Source organism: Geodermatophilus sp. SYSU D00815, from assembly GCF_054050035.1.
This window is the reverse complement of sequence record NZ_JBJGYO010000010.1, coordinates 17,528-38,635: the sequence shown is the minus strand read 5'-3', so window position 1 is coordinate 38,635 and position 21,108 is coordinate 17,528. Positions and strand designations below refer to the sequence as shown.

Below are 21,108 nucleotides of genomic sequence, written 5' to 3'. Positions count from 1 at the left end.
GATCAGGCGGGGGCGCCCAGCTTGCTGGCCGCGGCCGCGTCGAGCAACCACCTGGTGGCCCGCCGGCCCCGGACGGCGCCCGCGGGCAGCTCCGCGGGCTCGGCGCCGGCGACCCCCCGGGCGACCGCGTCGGCCTTGCCCTCGCCGGAGACGAGCAGCCAGACCTCCTCCGCCGCGTTGATCGCCGCGAACCCGAGGCTGACCCGGGTGGGCGGCGGCTTCGGGCAGTCGCGGACGGGCACCACCGTGCGCTCGTCGGTGGCGGCCGGGGAGTCGGGGAAGATCGACGCCACGTGCCCCTCGGGGCCCACGCCGAGCAGCAGGACGTCGAACCGGGGCAGCCCGTCGTCGCCGGCGGCGGCCAGCTGACCGGCGTACCACTCCGCGGCGGCCTCGGGGGTGTCGAAGCCGGCGTCGGAGGCCGGCATGGCGTGCACCCGCTCCGGCGGCACCCCGACCCGGTCGAGCAGCGCCCGGCGCGCGCCGAGCTCGTTGCGGTCGTCGCTGCCGGCGGGCACGAACCGCTCGTCGCCCCACCAGACGTCGACCGCCGTCCAGTCGACGACCTCCCGCTCCGGCTCCTCGGCCAGGCCGGCGACCCGCTCCAGCACCGCGGTGCCGATGCCGCCCCCGGTGAGCACGACCGACGCGGTGCCGTGCACCGCCTGCGCGGCGGCCAGCCGCGCCACCAGCGCGGAGGCGACCGCCCGGGCCAGCCGGTCGGCGTCGGGCTCGATGACGACGTCGGGGGCCGGGCGGCCCTCCGCGGCCAGCCGGGCGGAGACGCGGTCGCCGGGGGGCAGCGGCATCAGCGGGTCACCTCCTCCGCGGCCGGCGACTCGGCGGTGGCGGAGCCCGAGCCCTGCACCTCCGCCGCCCTGGTGCCGCGGCGGCGGGACGGGGCCGGTGTGGTGGCCGGGCGGGCGGTGCCGGGGCGCGCCTTGCCGTCGGGGTCGGCCGGGTCGAACCAGATGTGCTCGCGCACCGGGGAACGCTCCGCCAGGCCGGTGACGCCGGTGGCCGCCTCGAGCGCCTCCTGGTACGGCTCGTCGGGGTCGAGCCGGCGCAGCTCCTCGCCCAGCAGGTCGCCGAGCGGGCGGTCCGGCAGCGCGACGTTGGTGTCCGGCCGGAACGGCTGGGTGATGCTCGCCCCGCCCCGGCGGTCGGCCTGCACCCGGATCTGCTCGTCCTCGTCGAGCTCCAGCACGACGGCGTCCACCCCGCTGGGCCCCGGCGTCCGCTCGGCCTTGACGACGTCCACGCGGGTGCCGCTGCGGGAGGACAGCCAGCCGGCCAGCAGCTCGGCGGTGGCGTTGCCCGGCCGGCCCTCGACCCGGCCGCCGCGGATCCGCACCGGCTCGCCGCGGCGGCCGGCGACCGAGTCCACGGTGGAGGTCAGGGTCGCCCGCCACGGCGTGCTGCGGGTCCACGTCAGGTCGGTGTCGCCGGGGGCGTAGTCCCCGGCTCGCGTGCGCAGCGCGGCGACCGGGTCGTCGGCCAGCGAGCTGTCGGTGATCCGCCGGTCGGCGATGACGGCCAGCGGGTCGGTGGCCATGCGCTCCGGGGCCGCGGCGTGCCACCAGCTCACCACCGGCGCGTCCGCGGCCAGCAGCGGCAGCACCACCGACTCGGCGTGCAGCGCCAGCCGGCCGTACATGCGCATGACGACCGCCTCGCCCGGGCCGAGCCGCCCGCCGATGAGCACCTCGGCGTCCAGCCGCGGCTGCGGCGCCTCGATCTGCCGGCGGACGACGACCAGCAGCCGGCAGGGGTGCTGCTCGGCGGCGAGGGTGGCGGCCTCCTCGGCCTCGGCCACCCGGCCCTCGTCGGCGACGACGACCAGGGTGAGCGCGACCCCGGAGAGCACCGCGCCGCCCGTGCGCCGCTGCGCGGCGAGCTCCTTGACCACGGCGGAGCCGGTGGTGTCCCAGAGGGTGGTCATGGCCGGCGCCACCTCCTTCCCTCGGCGGCGAGCATCTCGTCGGCGGCGCGCGGACCCCACTCGCCGGCCCGGTAGGTGTACGGCGTGCTGCCCGCCCAGAAGTCCTCCAGCGGGTCGATCACCCGCCAGGACGCCTCGACCTCGGCGTTGCGGGGGAACAGCGTGGCGTCGCCGAGCAGCACGTCGAGCAGCAGCCGCTCGTAGGCCTCGGGGCTGGCCTCGGTGAACTGCTCGCCGTAGAGGAAGTCCATCGCGACGTCGCGGACCTCCATGACGCTGCCCGGCACCTTCGACCCGAACTTGAGGGTGACGCCCTCGTCCGGCTGGACGCGCACGACGAGCTGGTTGTTGCCCAGCTCCTCGGTGTCGGTGGGCGCGAACGGCAGGTGCGGCGCGCGCTTGAACATCAGCGCGATCTCGGTGACCCGGCGGGGCAGCCGCTTGCCGGTGCGCAGGTAGAACGGCACGCCGGCCCAGCGGCGGGTCTCCACCCCGAGCCGGACGGCGGCGTAGGTCTCGGTCGTCGAGGCCGGGTCGACGCCCTCCTCCTGCCGGTAGCCCTTCGCCCGCTGGCCGGCCAGCCAGCCCTGCTCGTACTGGCCGCGGATCGCGAAGGTCTCCAGGTCCTCCGGCAGCGAGACGGCCCGCAGCACCTTGAGCTTCTCGGTGCGGATCTCCTCGGCGGAGAACTCGACCGGCTCCTCCATGGCGGTGAGCGCGAGCAGCTGCAGCAGGTGGTTCTGCAGCACGTCCCGGGCGGCGCCGGTCTTCTCGTAGAAGCCGGCACGGCCGCCGATGCCGACGTCCTCGGCCATGGTGATCTGCACCGAGTCGACGTGGTGGCCGTTCCAGACGGGCTCGAACAGCTCGTTGGCGAACCGCAGCGCCATCAGGTTCTGGACGGTCTCCTTGCCCAGGTAGTGGTCGATGCGGAAGACGTCCTCGGCGGTGAACACCGAGTCGACGAGGGCGTTGAGCTCGCGGCTGGACTCCAGGTCGGTCCCGAACGGCTTCTCCACGACCACCCGCCGCCAGCGGTCGGGCGTGCTCTCGGCCATCCCGGTGCGCTGCATCTGCTTGAGGACGACGGGGAACATCGCCGGCGGGATCGACAGGTAGAAGGCGGCGTTGCCGCCGATGCCGTGGCTGCCCTCGAGGTCGTTGAGCGTGTCGGCGAGCTGGTCGAAGGCGTTGTCGTCGTCGAAGGAGCCCTGCACGAAGTGCACGCTGCTGGCCAGCTGGTCCCAGACCTCCTCGCGCCACGGGGTGCGCGCGGCGTTGCGGGCGGCGTCGCGGGCCAGCTCGGCGAAGTCGGTGTCGCCCCAGTCGCGGCGGGCGAAGCCGAGCAGCGCGAAGTTGGTGGGCAGCAGCCCCCGGTTGGCCAGGTCGTACACGGCCGGCAGCAGCTTCTTGCGGGCGAGGTCGCCGGTGATCCCGAAGACGACCAGGGCGCAGGGTTCGGGCACGCGGGGCAGCCGCCGGTCCCGCGGATCGCGCAGCGGGTTGGTGATCATCGTCCGTCCTCGGCTCGCAGGCGGGTCCGCCGCCCGGCCCGACGGCGGACCGGACGGCGGATCAGGGGTGGTCGGCCCCCCTGCCGGGCCCGCCGCGGGCGTGCGAGGGGCGGGGCAGGGGGGTCCTTCTTACTTCTTGTCCTCGAGCTCGCTCTTCACCGAGGCGGTCAGCTCGTCCCAGGAGTCGACGAACTTCTGCACGCCCTCGTCCTCGAGGACCTTGAAGACGTCGTCGAGGTCGACGCCGGCGTCGGCGACGGCCTTCATCACGGCGGCGGCGTCGTCGTAGGACTTCTGCACCGGCGTGCCGGGCTCGCCGTGGTCGGCGTAGGCCTTCATCGTCTTCTCCGGCATGGTGTTGACCGTGCCGGGCGCGATGAGCTCGGAGATGTAGAGCGTGTCCGAGTACTCGGGGTTCTTGACGCCGGTGGAGGCCCACAGCGGCCGCTGCGGCACGGCGCCCTTCGCCTCCAGCGCCCGCCACCGGTCGGAGGAGAAGACCTCCTCGTAGGCCTGGTAGGCCAGCTGCGCGTTGGCCACGCCTGCCTTGCCCTTGAGCGACGGGTCGGCGCCGGCCTCGTCCAGCCGCTTGTCGATCTCGGTGTCGACGCGGGAGACGAAGAACGACGCCACCGAGGCGATGCCCTCCACCGAGCCGCCCTTCTCCACCCGCTTCTCCAGCCCGGCGAGGTAGGCGTCCATGACCGCCCGGTACCGCTCGAGGCTGAAGATGAGGGTGACGTTGACGCTGATGCCGTTGGCGATCGTCTCGGTGATGGCCGGCAGCCCCGCCCGGGTCGCCGGGATCTTGATGAACAGGTTCGGCCGGTCGACCAGCCACCACAGGTGCGCGGCCTCCGCGGCGGTGGCGTCGGTCTCGTGGGCCAGCCCCGGGGCCACCTCGAGGGAGACCCGCCCGTCACCGGGCTGCCGCTCGGCCACCGGCGCCAGCAGGTCGCAGGCGTCGCGGACGTCGGCGGCGGTGATGGTGCGCAGCGCCTCCTCGACGCTGACCCCCCGGACGGCCAGCGCGTGCAGCTGGTCGTCGTAGGAGTCGGAGCCGCTGATCGCCGCGGCGAAGATCGTGGGGTTCGTGGTCACCCCGACGACCGAGTGCTCGTCCACCAGCGACTGCAGGTTGCCGCTGCGGATGCGGTCGCGGGAGAGGTCGTCGAGCCAGACGGCGACCCCGGCCGAGGAGAGCTCGGCCAGCCTCTCGTTCTGAGCCATGTGCTCGTGCCTTTCTGGGTGGGGTTTTTTCAGCGGTCGCCGGTGGGGTGGGGGAGACCCCCGGTGGCCGGCACCGGACCGGCCGGGACGGCGTCGCCGGAGCGCGCGGCCTCGATGCTCTCGCGGGCGGCGGCGACGACGGCCTCGTCGGTGAGGCCGAACTCCTCGTACAGCACGGCGTACGCGGCGCTGGCGCCGTAGTGGGTGAGGCCGACGATCCGGCCGGCGTCGCCCACGAACTCGCGCCAGCCCATGGGCACGCCGGCCTCGACGCTGACGCGGGCGCGCACCGACGGGGGCAGGACCTCGTCCTTGTAGGCCTGGTCCTGGTCGGCGAACCACTCGACGCAGGGGACGGAGACGACGCGGGTCGGCACCCCGTCGGCCTCCAGCCGCTCGCGGGCGGCCACCGCGATCTGCACCTCCGAGCCGGTGCCGACCAGGATCACCTCGGGCTCGCCGTTCGACGCGTCGGCCAGCACGTACGCGCCCCGGGCCACGCCCTCGGCGGAGGCGAACTCGCCGCGGTCGAACACCGGCAGGTTCTGCCGGGACAGCAGCAGGCCCGCCGGGCGGTCGTTGTGCTCCAGGATCGTCCGCCAGGCCACCGCGACCTCGTTGGCGTCGGCCGGGCGGACGACGTCGAGGCCCGGGATGGCGCGCAGCGCGGCGAAGTGCTCGATCGGCTGGTGGGTGGGGCCGTCCTCGCCGAGCCCGATCGAGTCGTGCGTCCAGACGTAGATGACCGGCAGCTGCATGAGCGCGGCGAGCCGGACGGCGCCGCGCATGTAGTCGGAGAACGTCAGGAACGTGCCGCCGTAGACGCGGGTCCCGCCGTGCAGGGCGATGCCGTTCATGATCGCGCCCATCGCGTGCTCGCGGACGCCGAAGTGCAGCGTGCGGCCGTAGGGGCCGCCCGACCACATCTTCGTCTGCCGGGTGGCCGGCAGGAACGACGGTTCGCCCTTCACCGCGGTGTTGTTGCTCTCCGCCAGGTCGGCGGAGCCGCCCCACAGCTCAGGCAGCGCCGGGTAGAGCGCGGCGAGCACCTCACCGGAGGCCTTCCGGGTGGCCACGCCCTTCGGGTCGGCGTCCCAGCTGGGCAGCTTCTCGGCGTAGCCCTCCGGCAGGGTGCGGGTGGTCATCCGCTCGAGCAGCGCCGCGCCGTCCGGGTTCTCCGCCGCCCACGCGTCGAAGCGCTGCTGCCACTCGGCGTGCTGCTCCCTGCCGCGGTCGACGACCTTCCGGGCGTGCTCGAGGACCTCCGGCGCGACCTCGAAGGTCCGCTCGGGGTCGAAGCCCAGCACCTCCTTGGTGGCCCGCACCTCGGCGTCGCCCAGCGCGGAGCCGTGCGCGGCGCCGGTGTTCTGCTTGTTCGGCGCGGGCCAGGCGATGATCGTCCGCAGCACGACGATCGACGGCCGGCTCGTCTCGGCCTTGGCCGCGGCGAAGGCGGCGTCGATCGCGGCGAGGTCCTCGCCGTCGTCCACGTGCTGCACGTGCCAGCCGTAGGCCTCGTAGCGCTTGCCGACGTCCTCGGTGAAGGCGACGTTCGTGTCGTCCTCGATCGAGATCCGGTTGTCGTCGTAGACCAGCACCAGGTTGCCCAGCTCCTGGGTGCCGGCCAGGGACGACGCCTCGCCGCTCACGCCCTCCTCCAGGTCGCCGTCGGAGGCGAAGACCCAGATGGTGTGGTCGAACAGGCTCTCGCCCTCGGGGGTGTCGGGGTCGAACAGGCCGCGCTCGCGGCGGGCGGCCATCGCCATGCCGACCGCGTTGCCCACGCCCTGGCCCAGCGGGCCGGTCGTCGTCTCCACGCCGGGGGTGTGGTTGACCTCGGGGTGGCCGGGGGTCTTCGAGCCCCAGGTGCGCAGCGCCTGCAGGTCCTCCACCTCGAGGCCGTAGCCGGAGAGGAAGAGCTGGATGTACAGGGTCAGGCTGGAGTGGCCCATCGACAGGACGAACCGGTCGCGGCCGACCCAGTTCGGGTCGGTGGGGTCGTGCCGCAGCCACTTCTGGAAGAGCAGGTAGGCGGTGGGCGCCATGCTCATGGCGGTCCCGGGGTGGCCGTTGCCGACCTTCTGGACGGCGTCCATCGCCAGTACGCGCACCGTGTCGATGGCGCGGCGGTCGAGGTCGCCGAAGCCCTCGGGCAGGGTGGGGTTCGGCTGGCGCGGTTCGCCGGTGGGGGCGTCGGTCGCGGCTTCGGCCGGGGCCTCGGACTCGGTGCTCTGCGTTCCCATGTCGGTTCGGTGCTCCCTCGGAGTCAGGCCACTCGGGTGGTGCTGCGGACGCCCGGGAACCGGGGGGCCGGCCCCGGGCGGGTGACGGTGCGCGGAGCAAAGCTGGATCGGGGCACCGTCGTCGTCGACGTCGGCCCTACCCGCTGCACGTGCAGCGTCAACGTGAGGAAACCCTAGTCATCCCAGGCCATTCCCCGACGGGGCGCGGGCTACAGTGGCTCTCGTTCCAATTCCCCGGTTCGAAGGGACCCCCGTGCTGTCTCCCCGCCCGGAGGGGCCCTGCGTCGACGCCGGCGTGGTCTCCCGGTGACGGCGGTCTCCGAGCGACCCCAGGTCGGCACGACCCGGCGGCTGTCCGGCGTGGTGCGCGCCTACGTGGCGCTGACCAAGCCGCGGATCATCGAGCTGCTGCTGGTCACGACGGTGCCGGCGATGATGATCGCCGCCCGCGGCTGGCCGTCGTGGGGGCTGCTGGCCGCCACCCTCGTCGGCGGCACGCTCGCCGCCGGCGCCGCCAACGTCTTCAACTGCTGGTACGACCGCGACATCGACCGGCTCATGCACCGCACCGAGCGGCGCCCGCTGCCGATGGGCGAGGTGAGCGCCCGCGGCGCCCTGGTCTTCGGCCTGGTGCTCACCGTGGTGTCGACCGCGCTGCTCGCCGCCGCCACGACGCTGCTCGCCGCCGCGCTGGCGCTGGGCGCGATCGTCTACTACGCCGTCCTGTACACGATGGTGTTCAAGCGGCACACCCGGCGCAGCACCGAGCTGGGCGGCGTGCCGGGCGCGGCGCCGGTGCTCATCGGCTGGGCGGCGGTCACGGGCTCGCTGGACTGGCCGGCGGTGGTGTTCTTCGCCGTCGTCTTCTGCTGGCAGATGCCGCACTTCTGGGCGCTGGCCATGCGCTTCCGCTCCGACTACGCCCGCGCCGACGTGCCGATGCTGCCGGTCGTGGCGTCGGCGCTGTCGGTGGGCCGGCAGACCGTCGCCTGGACGTGGGCCACCGTCGCCGTCTCGCTGCTGCTGTGGCCGGTGGCCGCCGGCTACGGCATCGGCTGGGTCTACACCGCCGCCGCGGCCGCGCTCGGCCTGTGGTTCGCGCTCGAGGCGCACAAGCTGCTCTCGCGCATCCGCCGCGGCGCCGAGACCAAGCCGATGCAGCTGTTCCACGTCTCGATCTCGTACATGGCCCTGCTGTCGGCCGCGATCATCATCGACACGCTGGTCTGAGGCGCCGAGGCGCGACCTGCCGGGCGCATAGGTCCCGGCGAGCGGGGCCCGGAGGCCTCCCCGAGGCGGGACGGCAGCGGCTCAGCGCAGCTCAGGGACGGCTCCTGGCCGCGGTGTCGCCCGGAGGGCGACGGTGTCGTCGACCTCGGAGGCCGGGCCGCGGACCGACCACACCAGGCGCGCGGTGCAGGCCGCGATCAGGGCCGCGCCGAGCATGTGCAGCAGCACGAGCACGACCGGCAGGTCGGTGAAGTACTGCACGTAGCCGACGACGCCCTGCGCCAGCTGCACGACCAGCAGGTCGCGGGCCGCCCGGCGGACCCGGCCGGGGGAGTCGGTGGCGTGCAGGGCCACGAGCAGCGCGACGGTCAGTCCGATCAGCAGGAAGACGACGTCGGCGTGCAGCTGGCTCATGAGCTCGGGGTCGACGCCGATCCGGTCGCCGGTGGGGACGTCGTTCTCGTCGACGTCGCCGCTGTGCGGCCCGCTGCCGGTGACGATCGTGCCGGCCACCAGGACGGCGGCGGTGACCGCGGCGACGCCCGCGACCAGCAGCGGCAGCGGGCGGCGGACGACGAGCTGGCCGACGCCGGGCTCGCGGGAGCGCAGCCACAGCACCGTGGTGACCGCGATCAGCGCCATCGAGAGGAGGAAGTGCGCGGCGACGGTCCACGGGTTGAGCCCGGTGAGCACCGTGACGCCGCCGAGCGCGGCCTGCACGGGGATGCCCAGGAAGCTGAGCACGGCCAGCCGGCGCAGGTCGGTGCGCGCCGACCGCCACACGACGACCAGCGTCGCGACCGCGGTCACGGTCAGGACGCCGGTCAGCGTCCGGTTGCCGAACTCGATGACCCCGTGGCCGCCCATCTCGGGCGTGGTGACGAAGCTCTCGCTGGTGCACCGCGGCCAGGTCGGGCACCCCAGGCCCGAGCCGGTCAGCCGCACGGCGCCACCGGTGACCACGATCAGCACGTTGGCGACGACGTTCGCGAGGGCCACGCGCGAGATCACGGTGGGGGAGAAGGCCCGAGGGAGAACCGGCACGGCCCGATGCTAGGCGGTGCGGTCACCGGGGTAGGGCGCACACGACGAGCCGCCGCCCAGCCCCGGCGCCGGCCCCCCTCTGCGAGACGAGCGACATGACGAGCGGCTTCTTCCCCGGTTCCTTCGGCAGTCCCTTCGACGAGTTCTTCGGTCGCATGGCCGGCCAGCCGCGGCAGCGGATCGACATCACCCAGTTCCTCAGCGAACGGGCCCGCGAGCTGATCAACGACGCGGCGCGCCGGGCCGCCGAGACGGGCAGCGCCGACCTCGACACCGACCACCTGGTGTGGGCGCTGGCCGCCGACGAGCCCACCCGGACGCTGCTCGCCCGCACCGGCGCCGACCCCGGCCGCCTGCAGCAGCGGGCGGAGCCCCGGCCCGGGACCGGCGAGCCGACCGGCCGGCCGCCGGTGCTCACCCCCGCGGCCAAGCGGGCGCTGCTCGACGCGCACCGCATCTCCCGGGCGCTGGGCTCCACCTACATCGGGCCGGAGCACCTGCTGTTCGCGCTGTCGGTCAACCCCGAGTCGCCCGGCGGGCGGCTGCTGCAGGAGCAGGGCGTCACCCCGGAGTCGCTGCAGCAGGCCGCCACCGGCGGGCCCGCGACCGCGCAGGGCGGCGGCGGCCGGCCGCCGTCGAGCACGCCGACGCTCGACGAGTTCGGCCGCGACCTCACCGAGATGGCCCGCGACGGCCGCATCGACCCGGTCATCGGCCGCGAGCAGGAGATCGAGCAGACCCTCGAGGTGCTGGCCCGCCGCCGCAAGAACAACCCGGTGCTCATCGGCGAGGCCGGCGTCGGCAAGACCGCCATCGTCGAGGGCATCGCCGCCCAGATCGCCGAGGACGACGTCCCCGAGACCCTGCGCGGCCGGCGCGTGGTGGAGCTGGACCTGACCGGCCTGGTCGCCGGCACCCGCTACCGCGGCGACTTCGAGGAGCGGCTGAGGAAGATCATCGACGAGATCCGCGAGCACTCCGACGAGGTGATCGTCTTCATCGACGAGCTGCACACCGTCGTCGGCGCCGGCGCGTCGGAGGGCTCGCAGGGCGCGGGCAACATGCTCAAGCCGGCGCTGGCCCGCGGCGAGCTGCACATCATCGGCGCCACCACGCTCGACGAGTACCGCCGCAACATCGAGAAGGACGCCGCCCTGGAGCGGCGGTTCCAGCCGATCCTCGTGCCCGAGCCGACCGTCGAGGACGCCGTCGAGATCCTGCGCGGCCTGCGCGACCGGTACGAGGCGCACCACCAGGTGCGCTTCACCGACGAGGCGCTGGTCGCCGCCGTCGAGCTGTCCGACCGCTACGTCCCCGACCGGCACCTGCCCGACAAGGCGATCGACCTCATCGACCAGGCCGGGGCCCGGGTGCGCCGGCGGGTGCACACGCCGACGACCGACCTGCGGGGGCTGGAGCAGGAGATCGCCCGGCTGCAGCGCGAGAAGGACCAGGCGGTCGCCGCCGAGCAGTACGAGCGCGCCTCCGAGCTGCGCGACCAGCTCGCCGAGGCCCAGCAGCGCCTGGAGCAGGCGCGCGGGGGCGGCGGCGAGGGCGGCGTCCCCTGCGTCGAGGTCGAGGACATCGCCGAGGTCGTCTCCCGCGCCACCGGCATCCCGGTCAGCCAGCTGACCGAGGAGGAGATGCAGCGGCTGCTGAACCTCGAGCAGCGGCTGCACGAGCGCGTGGTCGGCCAGGACGAGGCCGTCGCCGTGGTCGCCGAGGCGGTGCGCCGCTCCCGCGTCGGGCTGGGCGACCCCGGCCGCCCGATCGGCAGCTTCCTGTTCCTCGGTCCCACCGGCGTCGGCAAGACGGAGCTGGCGCGGGCCCTGGCCGAGGCGCTCTTCGGCGACGAGGACCGCATGGTCCGGCTGGACATGAGCGAGTTCCAGGAGCGGCACACGGTGAGCCGGCTGGTCGGCTCCCCGCCCGGCTACGTCGGCTACGAGGACGCCGGCCAGCTCACCGAGGCCGTGCGCCGCCGGCCCTACTCGGTGGTGCTGCTCGACGAGATCGAGAAGGCGCACCCCGACGTGTTCAACACGCTGCTGCAGGTCCTCGACGACGGCCGGCTCACCGACTCGCAGGGCCGGACGGTGGACTTCCGCAACACCGTCGTGATCATGACCAGCAACCTCGGGTCGGAGCTGATCGTCGGCAACCGCGAGCCGCTCGGGTTCGGCCGCGCCGACGGCGGCCGCAGTGATCTGCGCGACTCGATCATGCGGCGGCTGCGCGAGTCGTTCCGCCCCGAGTTCCTCAACCGGATCGACGAGATCGTCGTGTTCCGCCAGCTCGACGGCGACCAGCTGGCGCGGATCACCCGCCTCCTGCTGGAGGAGACCCGGCGCCGCCTGGCCGCCCAGGCCATCGAGGTGGAGTTCACCGACGAGGCGGTGAACTGGCTGGCCGAGCGCGGGTTCGAGCCGCAGTTCGGCGCCCGGCCGCTGCGCCGGGCCCTGCAGCGGGAGGTCGACAACCGGCTGTCCCGGCTGATGCTCGAGGGCGGCCTGCGCTCCGGGCAGCGGGTGGTGGTCGGCGTCCGGGACGGCGACCTCGACGTGCAGGTCGCCGAGCCGGTGGGGGCGCCGCAGGGTTAGGCGACCCTTGCTTGCGCGGACGCCGAAATAGGACACACTCGTGTTGTGGAAACCAACGCGGCAGCTCCTGCGCGTCCGTCGGCCGGCGCCGACGACGGCCGGACCCGCCAGCGGGTGACCGCCCTCCTCCTCGAGCACGGGCCGCAGACCGCCTCCGAGCTCGCCGGCCGGCTGGGCATCTCGCCGGCCGCCGTCCGCCGGCACCTCGACGCGCTGGCGGCCGCCGGCCGGGTGGAGGAGCGGATGGTGGCCGAGCCCCACCGCGGGCGCGGACGCCCGGCCCGGCACTTCCTGCTCACCGAGGCCGGCCGCCGCGAGTTCCCGCACGCCTACGACGACCTGGCGCTGACCGCGCTGCGGTACGTGGCGCAGGTCGGCGGGCCCGAGGCGGTCCGCGCCGTCGCCGAGCGGCAGCTGGCGGGGCTGGAGGCCCGCGCCTCCGGCGCGGTCGCCGCGGCCACCAGCGGGGGCGCGCCCGCCGACCGGGCGCAGGCCCTCGCCCGGGCGCTCACCGCGGAGGGCTACGCTGCCACGGCCTCGGCGATCTCCAGCGGCGGGCAGCTCTGCCAGCACCACTGCCCGGTGGCGCACGTGGCGGCCGAGTTCCCGCAGCTGTGCGAGGCGGAGACCGCGGTGATCTCCCGGCTCGTGGGCACGCACGTCCAGCGCCTGGCGACGATCGCCCACGGCGACGGGATCTGCACCACACACATCCCCGCGGCGCCGGCGGCCGGGAACAGATCGACCCCCGCAGGCCCTGTACCGAGGGAGCGGTCGGCGCACGCGCGCAGCGTTCGTGTGCCGGCCACGTCCCGCAGCACCACCCCATCGACCAGCGCCCCTGAGACGCACCGGGAGAGGACGCACGCATGACCAGCACCCAGCAGCCGGTGGGCACGCCGCTGACGCAGGACGAGCAGATCGAGCAGCTCGGCCGCTACCAGTACGGCTGGGCCGACGCCGACGTCGCCGGGGCTTCCGCGCGCCGCGGCCTGGACGAGGACGTCGTCCGGGACATCTCGCGCCGCAAGAACGAGCCCGAGTGGATGCTCGAGCGCCGCCTCAAGGCGCTCAAGCTCTTCGAGCGCAAGCCCATGCCCGACTGGGGCTCGGACCTCTCCGGCATCGACTTCCAGAACATCAAGTACTTCGTGCGCTCCACCGAGGCCCAGGCGACCTCGTGGGACGAGCTGCCCGAGGACATCAAGAACACCTACGACAAGCTGGGCATCCCGGAGGCCGAGAAGCAGCGGCTGATCGCCGGCGTCGCGGCCCAGTACGAGTCCGAGGTCGTCTACCACAAGATCCGCGAGGACCTCGAGGAGCAGGGTGTCGTCTTCCTCGACACCGACACCGCGCTCAAGGAGCACGAGGACCTGTTCCGCGAGTACTTCGGCTCGGTGATCCCGTCCGGCGACAACAAGTTCGCCGCGCTGAACACCGCCGTGTGGTCCGGCGGCTCGTTCATCTACGTGCCGAAGGGCGTGCACGTGGAGATCCCGCTGCAGGCCTACTTCCGGATCAACACCGAGAACATGGGCCAGTTCGAGCGGACGCTGATCATCGTCGACGAGGGCGCCTACGTGCACTACGTCGAGGGCTGCACCGCGCCGATCTACAAGTCGGACTCGCTGCACTCGGCGGTCGTCGAGATCATCGTCAAGAAGAACGCGCGCTGCCGGTACACGACCATCCAGAACTGGTCGAACAACGTCTACAACCTGGTCACCAAGCGGGCGATCGCCCACGAGGGCGCGACCATGGAGTGGATCGACGGCAACCTCGGCTCCAAGGTCACCATGAAGTACCCGGCGGTCTGGATGACCGGCGAGCACGCCAAGGGCGAGGTGCTCTCCATCGCCTTCGCCGGCGAGGGCCAGCACCAGGACGCCGGCGCCAAGATGGTGCACGCCGCGCCGAACACCTCCTCGACCATCGTGTCGAAGTCGGTGGCCCGCGGCGGCGGCCGCACCTCCTACCGCGGCCTGGTGCAGATCGACGAGGGCGCGCACGGCTCGAAGTCCACGGTGAAGTGCGACGCCCTGCTGGTCGACACGATCAGCCGGTCCGACACCTACCCCTACGTCGACGTCCGCGAGGACGACGTCGCGATGGGCCACGAGGCCACCGTCTCGCGGGTCAGCGAGGACCAGCTGTTCTACCTGATGAGCCGCGGCCTGTCCGAGGACGAGGCGATGGCCATGGTCGTGCGCGGGTTCGTCGAGCCGATCGCCCGCGAGCTGCCCATGGAGTACGCCCTCGAGCTGAACCGCCTGATCGAGCTGCAGATGGAAGGTGCCGTCGGCTGATGCCGAGCGACAACACGACTGGACTCACCACCGACTCGGCCACCCTCGCCGGCGAGCTGTTCGCCGACGGCGTCGGCGCCCAGGCCGGCCCGCCGACGACCCCGGCGACCGGCACGGCGGCCGCGCCCGGCGCGCACTCGCACGGCGGGCCGGCCCCGACCGGTTCGCCGGCCGAGCGGTTCACCTCGACCGACCCCGAGGCGTTCGGCCGGCCCACCGGCCGCGAGGAGGACTGGCGCTTCACGCCGATGCGCCGGATCCGCCCGCTGCTCGACGGCGCGCCGTCGGACGCCCACCTCGCCTGGGACGCCGACCTGCCCGAGGGCGTCGAGCTGACCAGCGTCGACGCCGACGACCCGCTGCTCAAGGGCCTGCCCGAGCCGGTGGACTTCCTGGCGGCGCAGACCCGGCAGCGCGCCGGCGGCGCCGCCGTCGTCCGGGTCCGCCCCGAGGCGCAGCTCGACCGCCCGGTGACCCTGGGGCTCTCCGGCAGCGGCTCCGACGACGTCGTGTGGGGCCAGCTGGTCGTCGAGGTCGGCGCCTTCGCCAAGACGACGGTCGTGCTCGACCACTCCGGGCTGGCGCGGTACTCCGGCGGGGTCGCCGTCGTCGTCGGCGACGGCGCCCAGGTGACCCTGGTGTCCGTGCAGGACTGGGCGCCGGGCGCGCTGCACGCCGGCCAGTTCGACGCCGTCGTCGGCCGCGACGCCACCTTCACGCAGGTGGTGGTCACCCTCGGCGGCGACCTGGTGCGGCTGGTCAGCAACGTGCAGTACGCCGGCCCCGGCGGGACGGCGGAGCTGTTCGGCGTCTACTTCTCCGACGAGACGCAGCACCAGGAGCACCGGCTCTGGGTCGACCACGCCGTGCCCAACTGCACCAGCAACGTGCTCTACAAGGGCGCGCTGCAGGGCGAGGGCGCCCGCACCGTGTGGATCGGCGACGTCCGCATCCGCCCCCAGGCCACCGGCACCGACACCTACGAGCTCAACCGCAACCTGGTGCTCACCGACGGCGCCCGCGCCGACTCGGTGCCGAACCTCGAGATCGAGACCGGCGAGATCGTCGGCGCCGGCCACGCCAGCGCCACCGGCCGCTTCGACGACGAGCAGCTGTTCTACCTCTGCTCGCGGGGCATCGACGCCGAGACCGCGCGCCGCCTCGTCGTCCGCGGCTTCTTCGCCGACGTCGTCCAGCGCATCGGCGTCCCCGAGCTGCAGGACCGCCTGATGGGCGCCATCGAGAAGCGGCTCGGCGCCCTGCCCGACCTCGACGAGCAGCCGGTCGAGGTGGCCTGACCGTGGCCTTCGAGCGGGTCTGCGCGCTGTCCGACGTCCCCGAGCCGGGGGCGCTGCGGGTCGAGCTCGACGACGTCGACGTCGCCGTCGTCCGCTTCGAGGGCCGGGTCTACGCCGTCGAGGACCTGTGCTCGCACGCCGAGGTGCCGCTCTCCGAGGGCGACGTCGAGGAGTTCAAGGGCGCCCCGACCATCGAGTGCTGGCTGCACGGGTCGTGCTTCGACCTGCGCACCGGTGAACCCACCAACCTCCCGGCCACCGAGCCGGTGTCCGTCTACCCGGTCCGCGTGGAAGGGGAGGACGTGTACGTCGACACCGAAGCAGACGGCACCCTCCCGATCGCGGCCAACAGCTGAGGAGCGAGCGAACAAGTGTCCGTGCTGGAGATCCGCGACCTGCACGTCAGCGTGGGCGAGGGCGACGACGCCAAGGAGATCCTCCGCGGCGTCGACCTGACCGTCCGGTCGGGTGAGACCCACGCGATCATGGGCCCCAACGGGTCGGGCAAGTCGACCCTGGCGTACTCGATCGCCGGCCACCCGAAGTACACGATCACCGGTGGCTCGGTGACCCTCGACGGCGAGGACGTCCTCGCCATGAGCGTCGACGAGCGCGCCCGCGCCGGGCTGTTCCTGGCCATGCAGTACCCGGTCGAGGTCCCCGGCGTCTCGGTGTCGAACTTCCTGCGCACCGCGGCCACCGCCGTGCAGGGCGAGGCGCCGAAGCTGCGCACCTGGGTCAAGGACGTCAAGACCGAGATGTCGGCGCTGGAGATGGACCCGGCGTTCGCCGAGCGCAACGTCAACGAGGGCTTCTCCGGTGGCGAGAAGAAGCGCCACGAGATCCTGCAGATGCGGCTGCTCAAGCCGCGCATCGCGATCCTCGACGAGACCGACTCCGGCCTCGACGTCGACGCGCTGCGGGTCGTCTCCGAGGGCGTCAACAAGAGCCGCGAGGACAGCGACGTCGGCGTCCTGCTGATCACGCACTACACGCGCATCCTGCGCTACATCAAGCCCGACTTCGTGCACGTCTTCGTCGCCGGCCGGATCGCCGAGGAGGGCGGCCCGGAGCTGGCCGAGAAGCTCGAGAACGAGGGCTACGCCGCGTACGTGGCCGGCTCGAAGGAGACCGCCAAGGCATGACCCAGACCGTCTCGCGTCCCGTTGCCGGGGCGCAGAAGCCGCCCCTGCCTCTGGACGTCGAGGCGATCCGGGCAGACTTCCCGATCCTGTCGCGCACCGTGCGGAACGGGAAGAAGCTGGTCTACCTCGACTCCGGGGCGACCGCGCAGAAGCCGCGCGCCGTCCTCGACGCCGAGCGCGACTTCTACGAGAACCACAACGCCGCCGTGCACCGCGGCGCGCACCAGCTGGCCGAGGAGGCGACCGACCTCTACGAGGAGGCCCGCCGGAAGATCGCCCGCTTCATCGGCGCCGCCGACGAGCGCGAGGTCGTGTTCACCCGCAACACGACCGAGTCGATCAACCTGGTCGCCTACGCCCTCTCCAACGCCGCCACGGCGAAGGAGGAGGGGTTCCGCACGTACGCCGTCGGCCAGGGCGACGAGATCGTGGTGACCGAGATGGAGCACCACGGCAACCTGGTGCCCTGGCAGCAGCTGTGCGAGCGGACCGGCGCCACCCTGCGCTGGCTCGGCCTCACCGACGACGGCCGGCTGGACCTCTCCGACCTGGAGACGGTGGTCAACGAGCGCACCAAGCTCGTGGCGGTCACCCACCAGTCGAACATCCTCGGCACGATCAACCCGCTGAAGCCGATCGTGGAGCGCGCCCACGCCGTCGGCGCGCTGGTGCTGGTCGACGGCGCGCAGTCGGTGCCGCACCAGCCGGTCGACGTCACCGAGCTCGGCGCCGACTTCCTCGCCTTCTCCGGCCACAAGATGCTGGGCCCGTCGGGCATCGGCGTGCTGTGGGGCCGCTTCGACGTCCTCGACAAGCTGCCGCCGTTCCTCACCGGCGGGTCGATGATCGAGGTCGTGCGGATGGAGCGCAGCACCTTCGCCGCGCCGCCGCAGCGCTTCGAGGCCGGCGTCCCGATGACCGCGCAGGTCATCGGCCTCGGCGCGGCCGTCGACTACCTGTCGGCGCTCGGCATGGACAAGGTCGAGGAGCACGAGAAGGCGCTCACCGCCTACGCGCTGGAGAAGCTGGCCGAGATCCCCGGCGTCACGGTGATCGGCCCGCCCGACACCGTCGCCCGCGGCGGCGCGGTCAGCTTCACCGTCGAGGGCATCCACCCGCACGACGTGGGCCAGGTGCTCGACGACCTGGGCGTCGCCGTCCGCGTGGGGCACCACTGCGCCTGGCCGGTGGTCCGGCGCTACGGCGTCCCCGCCACGACCCGGGCGACGTTCTACGTGCACACCGGCTACGACGACATCGACGCGCTCGCCGACGGCGTGCGGGAAGCCCAGCGCTTCTTCGGCGTTGCACCCTCCCAGGAGGGCTGAGCATTGCAGCTGGAGTCGATGTACCAGGAGATCATCCTGGACCACTACCGCAACCCGCACGGCCGCGGCCTGCGCGAGCCGTTCGACGCCGAGGTGCACCACGTCAACCCGACGTGCGGTGACGAGGTGACCCTGCGGGTGAAGCTGGACGGCGACACCATCGCCGACGTCTCCTACGAGGGGATGGGCTGCTCGATCAGCCAGGCGTCGGTGTCGGCGATGTACGACCTGGTCGTCGGCCGGACGGTGCCCGAGGCGCTGGAGACCGGTGAGCACTTCATGACCCTGATGCAGAGCAAGGGCGACGCCTCGGTGGCCGAGAAGCTCGAGGACGAGCTCGAGGACGCCGTCGCGTTCGCCGGTGTGTCCAAGTACCCGGCGCGGATCAAGTGCGCGCTGATGAGCTGGATGGCCTTGAAGGACGCCAGCGCCCGAGCGTGGGGAGGCGCGAAGTGAGCGAGACGATCGACAACGACACCCCGGCCGAGCTGCCGCCGTACAAGTCGGCGCTGCTCGAGGACGTCGAGGAGGCCATGCGCGACGTCGTCGACCCCGAGCTCGGCGTCAACGTCGTCGACCTCGGCCTGGTCTACGGCATCGACGTCGACGACGACAACGTCGCCGTCCTGGACATGACGCTGACCTCGGCGGCCTGCCCGCTGACCGACGTCATCGAGGACCAGGCCCGCCAGGCGCTGACCGGCGGCCCCGGTCCCGGGCTGGTCGACGACGTGCGGATCAACTGGGTCTGGATGCCGCCGTGGGGCCCGGACAAGATCACCGACGACGGCCGCGAGCAGCTGCGCGCGCTGGGGTTCCGGGTCTGAGCCTCGGGGACCTGCTGGGCCGCCTCGCCGCCGGTGACGACCCCGCGGCCGACGCCAGCGTGACGGTGGTGCCGGCTCCGGTCGGCGCCAAGGCGATCGTCGTCGGCGGGTCGGCCTGGCACGTGGTCGCCGCCGACGTCGACCCCGACTGGGTCGCCGCCGCCGTGGCGCACGACCCCATCGCCGCCCCGCTGGGCGCCCGCTTCCTCGCCGCGCTCGCCGACCGGGTGGGCGTGGAACCCGGGTCGCTCGACGCGGTGCTGGTGGCCCCGCCGGCGCCGGAGTCCCCGGGGATCGAGCTGGTCCCCGTGGAGGTGGACCACCCCCGCGTGCGCCGCGCGCTGGAGCACCGCTCCGACGTGCGGATCCGGGCGACGCCCGACGGCGCCGGGGTGCTGGTCCTCGGCCGCGGGGTGGCCGGACGCTGGGAGGTCAGCATGGAGGTCGACCCGGCCGCCCGCGGGCGCGGCCTCGGGACGGCGCTGGTCACCGCCGCGCCCGCCTTCGTGCCCGCCGGCGAGCCGCTGTGGGCGCAGGTCGCCACCGCCAACACCGCGTCGCTGCGGGCCTTCCTCGCCGCCGGCTACCGCGCCGTCTGCGCCGAGGTCCTCTTCGGCCCCTGAGCGGCGGCCCGGCGGATCAGCGCAGCTCCGCCAGCCGCGAGGTGAAGAACGGGGCGGGGAACAGCTCCCGGTGCGCGCCCACGGCCAGCAGGGCGACACCGACCAGCAGCGCCGCGGCGACCGGCCACACCAGCGCCGACAGCGCGAGCGCCAGCGCCGTGCCCACGGCGGTGGCCGCGCCGATCTCCAGCGGCGCGCGCACCCCCGTCGCCGCGGCGACGACCATCGTCGCGGCGCACGTGACCAGCAGCAGGACCGGCCGCGTGGTCCCCGGCAGCACCACCGCCATCACCGCCGACGGCGCCGCCGCCACCAGCAGGCCCGGTCCCCAGGACGACCAGGACGGCGCCTGGACCAGCCGCGGGCCCTGCGCCACCAGCAGGCCGATCGCCAGGGGCAGCGTGTACTCCTCCAGGACGTGCACGTCGCCGCCGGAGACGGCCACCCCCACCGCGACCGTGCCCAGCGCCGCGCCGACCCGCCAGGCGGGCGACGGCGGGTGCTCGGCGTCCACCGGCCCGGCCGTCCACACCGCCCACTCCACGGTGACCACCGCCTGCACGAGCAGGAGCACGGCCAGCGGCTCCCGGTCGGCCTGCAGGGCCACCAGCACCACCGCGGCCGCGGCGCTGGCGGCGGCGGCGCCGAGCGTGCCCGGGCGCTCGGCCGCGCTCAGGCTCCCCGCGGCGAGCAGCCCCGCGGCGTAGAGGGCGGTGAGGGCGACGGCCGCGGGCACCGGGTCCAGCCAGCCCGCCGGCACCGCCACGACCGCCGCCGCGGCCAGGCAGCCGACCGCCCACGGCAGGGCGGACCCGCGCTCGCCGGCCCGCGACCCGGAGACCAGCGCCGCGGGCAGGGCGGTGAGCAGGAACAGCACCACGAGGGCGGCCCAGTCGCCGCGCGCCGACAGCTGCACGAGCGCGGCCAGCGCCATCGTCGAGCCGGCCGCGACCGCCACCGGCCGGAACAGGCCCCGCCGCCACCCGTGCAGGTACTCCGGCAGGGTGGCGGCCGCCAGCACGCCGACGTACCCGGCGGCGGTGATCCCGGGGCTGCCCAGCGCGGCCAGCGCCCCCGCGACGGCCGCCCCGGCGACCGCCCCCGCCAGCAGCGGGACCGCGGCGGGTGGGCCGAGCAGCGCGTCGAGGTCGGCGCGCAGCCGCGCCGGGACCAGCCCGGCGGCCGCGGCGACCACCAGCACGGCGGCCAGGTGCCGCGCCGGCCCCTCGCCGGTCCACGCCGTGGTCAGCCCGCCGACGACCCCGGCGACCCACCACGGCACGGTGGTGACCAGCGCCAGGCGGGCCACCGGCCGGCGACCCCAGAGCGCGATGCCGAGCCCGACCAGCGCGACGGACAGGAACAGCGACGGGCGGAAGGCGTCGGGCGCGGCCGCCAGGACGCGCAGGACGGCGAGCTGCACGCCGGCCCACGCGGCCAGCGACCACGTCGCCGTCGTCGGCGCGAGCACGCGCAGGCACAGGAAGAGCACCACCAGCCAGGCCAGGAGGGCCGCGCCCCCCGGACCGGTGCCCCACGCCGCGGCGCCGGCGAGGCCCGCGGCGCACAGGGCGAGCGCCTCCTCGGTGCTGCGCAGCCCCCGGGCGGCGGCGCCGACCGAGAGGCCCGCGGCCGCGACGGCGAGCGCCAGGAGGGGCAGCCGCGCCGCGGCGCCGCCCTCGTCGAGGACGGCCAGGGCGGCAACCTCCACCAGCACGGCGCCCACGCCGAGCAGCACCTGCAGCGACCGCGCGCGGGAGGGCCCCACGCGTCCC

18 protein-coding genes are annotated in these 21,108 nt (G+C 74.1%); 11 read left to right on the top strand and 7 right to left on the bottom strand.

Annotated features, from left to right (window positions below; all coding sequences use genetic code 11):
• Positions 1–2: 2 nt before the first annotated feature.
• The 5 genes from pgl to tkt form a co-directional block, all read right to left on the bottom strand.
• A complete protein-coding gene (gene pgl / locus ACI78S_RS13310) occupies positions 3–809 on the bottom strand; it encodes a 6-phosphogluconolactonase (RefSeq protein ID WP_456973979.1) in 807 nt (268 codons plus the stop codon).
• Positions 809–1,942, bottom strand: a complete 1,134-nt coding sequence (locus tag ACI78S_RS13305; protein WP_456973977.1) for a glucose-6-phosphate dehydrogenase assembly protein OpcA — start codon at positions 1,940–1,942, stop codon at positions 809–811. Before ACI78S_RS13305 ends, pgl begins: the two co-directional genes overlap by 1 nt.
• Complete coding sequence (gene zwf, locus ACI78S_RS13300) at positions 1,939–3,456, bottom strand: glucose-6-phosphate dehydrogenase (RefSeq protein ID WP_456973975.1); 1,518 nt, start codon at positions 3,454–3,456, stop codon at positions 1,939–1,941. Before zwf ends, ACI78S_RS13305 begins: the two co-directional genes overlap by 4 nt.
• 129 nt (positions 3,457–3,585) lie before the next feature.
• Positions 3,586–4,686, bottom strand: coding sequence for a transaldolase (gene tal / locus ACI78S_RS13295; RefSeq protein WP_456973973.1), 1,101 nt, complete (start codon positions 4,684–4,686; stop codon positions 3,586–3,588).
• Between the two features lie 29 nt (positions 4,687–4,715).
• Positions 4,716–6,929 carry a transketolase gene (tkt, locus tag ACI78S_RS13290; RefSeq protein ID WP_456973971.1) on the bottom strand — a complete coding sequence of 738 codons (2,214 nt, stop codon included), beginning with the start codon at positions 6,927–6,929 and terminating at the stop codon, positions 4,716–4,718.
• Positions 6,930–7,235: 306 nt separating this feature from the next.
• Between tkt and ACI78S_RS13285 the strand changes: the two genes are divergently transcribed.
• Positions 7,236–8,159, top strand: coding sequence for a heme o synthase (locus tag ACI78S_RS13285; protein WP_456973969.1), 924 nt, complete (start codon positions 7,236–7,238; stop codon positions 8,157–8,159).
• Positions 8,160–8,240: 81 nt separating this feature from the next.
• Here the strand turns inward: ACI78S_RS13285 and ACI78S_RS13280 are convergent, their stop codons facing one another.
• The gene (locus ACI78S_RS13280; protein WP_456973967.1) at positions 8,241–9,203 is read right to left on the bottom strand and encodes a COX15/CtaA family protein; all 963 of its coding nucleotides are present in this window, start codon (positions 9,201–9,203) and stop codon (positions 8,241–8,243) included.
• A 95-nt stretch (positions 9,204–9,298) separates the two neighbouring features.
• Between ACI78S_RS13280 and ACI78S_RS13275 the strand changes: the two genes are divergently transcribed.
• The 10 genes from ACI78S_RS13275 to ACI78S_RS13230 all read left to right on the top strand — a co-directional run bounded on the left by ACI78S_RS13275 (position 9,299) and on the right by ACI78S_RS13230 (position 19,333).
• Positions 9,299–11,803 (top strand): ATP-dependent Clp protease ATP-binding subunit, encoded by a 2,505-nt coding sequence (locus ACI78S_RS13275; RefSeq protein WP_456973965.1) that lies wholly within the window; start codon positions 9,299–9,301, stop codon positions 11,801–11,803.
• A gap of 45 nt (positions 11,804–11,848) precedes the next feature.
• The gene (locus ACI78S_RS13270; RefSeq protein WP_456973963.1) at positions 11,849–12,676 is read left to right on the top strand and encodes a helix-turn-helix transcriptional regulator; all 828 of its coding nucleotides are present in this window, start codon (positions 11,849–11,851) and stop codon (positions 12,674–12,676) included.
• Positions 12,673–14,112, top strand: a complete 1,440-nt coding sequence (gene sufB, locus ACI78S_RS13265; RefSeq protein ID WP_456973961.1) for a Fe-S cluster assembly protein SufB — start codon at positions 12,673–12,675, stop codon at positions 14,110–14,112. The genes ACI78S_RS13270 and sufB overlap by 4 nt, the downstream gene beginning before the upstream one ends.
• Positions 14,112–15,410 (top strand): Fe-S cluster assembly protein SufD, encoded by a 1,299-nt coding sequence (gene sufD / locus ACI78S_RS13260; protein WP_456973959.1) that lies wholly within the window; start codon positions 14,112–14,114, stop codon positions 15,408–15,410. The genes sufB and sufD overlap by 1 nt, the downstream gene beginning before the upstream one ends.
• A 2-nt stretch (positions 15,411–15,412) precedes the next feature.
• Complete coding sequence (locus tag ACI78S_RS13255; RefSeq protein WP_456973957.1) at positions 15,413–15,766, top strand: non-heme iron oxygenase ferredoxin subunit; 354 nt, start codon at positions 15,413–15,415, stop codon at positions 15,764–15,766.
• Between the two features lie 15 nt (positions 15,767–15,781).
• A complete protein-coding gene (gene sufC, locus ACI78S_RS13250; protein ID WP_456973955.1) occupies positions 15,782–16,555 on the top strand; it encodes a Fe-S cluster assembly ATPase SufC in 774 nt (257 codons plus the stop codon).
• Positions 16,552–17,883, top strand: a complete 1,332-nt coding sequence (locus tag ACI78S_RS13245; protein WP_456973953.1) for a cysteine desulfurase — start codon at positions 16,552–16,554, stop codon at positions 17,881–17,883. The genes sufC and ACI78S_RS13245 overlap by 4 nt, the downstream gene beginning before the upstream one ends.
• Positions 17,884–17,886: 3 nt before the next feature.
• Positions 17,887–18,339, top strand: coding sequence for a Fe-S cluster assembly sulfur transfer protein SufU (gene sufU / locus ACI78S_RS13240; RefSeq protein ID WP_456973951.1), 453 nt, complete (start codon positions 17,887–17,889; stop codon positions 18,337–18,339).
• Complete coding sequence (locus tag ACI78S_RS13235) at positions 18,336–18,710, top strand: metal-sulfur cluster assembly factor (protein ID WP_456973949.1); 375 nt, start codon at positions 18,336–18,338, stop codon at positions 18,708–18,710. Before sufU ends, ACI78S_RS13235 begins: the two co-directional genes overlap by 4 nt.
• A gap of 68 nt (positions 18,711–18,778) precedes the next feature.
• Positions 18,779–19,333 carry a GNAT family N-acetyltransferase gene (locus tag ACI78S_RS13230; RefSeq protein WP_456973947.1) on the top strand — a complete coding sequence of 185 codons (555 nt, stop codon included), beginning with the start codon at positions 18,779–18,781 and terminating at the stop codon, positions 19,331–19,333.
• 16 nt (positions 19,334–19,349) lie between these two features.
• Here the strand turns inward: ACI78S_RS13230 and ACI78S_RS13225 are convergent, their stop codons facing one another.
• Entirely contained in the window at positions 19,350–21,101 is a 1,752-nt protein-coding gene (locus tag ACI78S_RS13225; RefSeq protein WP_456973945.1) for an SCO7613 C-terminal domain-containing membrane protein, read from the bottom strand.
• Positions 21,102–21,108: the final 7 nt, after the last annotated feature.

What these genes read in the sequence shown, in the direction of transcription:
- pgl (WP_456973979.1), bottom strand. Translation starts at nt 809, where the DNA reads ATGCCGCTGCCCCCCGGCGACCGCGTCTCCGCCCGGCTGGCCGCGGAG.
- ACI78S_RS13305 (WP_456973977.1), bottom strand. Translation starts at nt 1,942, where the DNA reads ATGACCACCCTCTGGGACACCACCGGCTCCGCCGTGGTCAAGGAGCTC.
- zwf (WP_456973975.1), bottom strand. Translation starts at nt 3,456, where the DNA reads ATGATCACCAACCCGCTGCGCGATCCGCGGGACCGGCGGCTGCCCCGC.
- tal (WP_456973973.1), bottom strand. Translation starts at nt 4,686, where the DNA reads ATGGCTCAGAACGAGAGGCTGGCCGAGCTCTCCTCGGCCGGGGTCGCC.
- tkt (WP_456973971.1), bottom strand. Translation starts at nt 6,929, where the DNA reads ATGGGAACGCAGAGCACCGAGTCCGAGGCCCCGGCCGAAGCCGCGACC.
- ACI78S_RS13275 (WP_456973965.1), top strand. Translation starts at nt 9,299, where the DNA reads ATGACGAGCGGCTTCTTCCCCGGTTCCTTCGGCAGTCCCTTCGACGAG.
- sufB (WP_456973961.1), top strand. Translation starts at nt 12,673, where the DNA reads ATGACCAGCACCCAGCAGCCGGTGGGCACGCCGCTGACGCAGGACGAG.
- sufD (WP_456973959.1), top strand. Translation starts at nt 14,112, where the DNA reads ATGCCGAGCGACAACACGACTGGACTCACCACCGACTCGGCCACCCTC.
- ACI78S_RS13245 (WP_456973953.1), top strand. Translation starts at nt 16,552, where the DNA reads ATGACCCAGACCGTCTCGCGTCCCGTTGCCGGGGCGCAGAAGCCGCCC.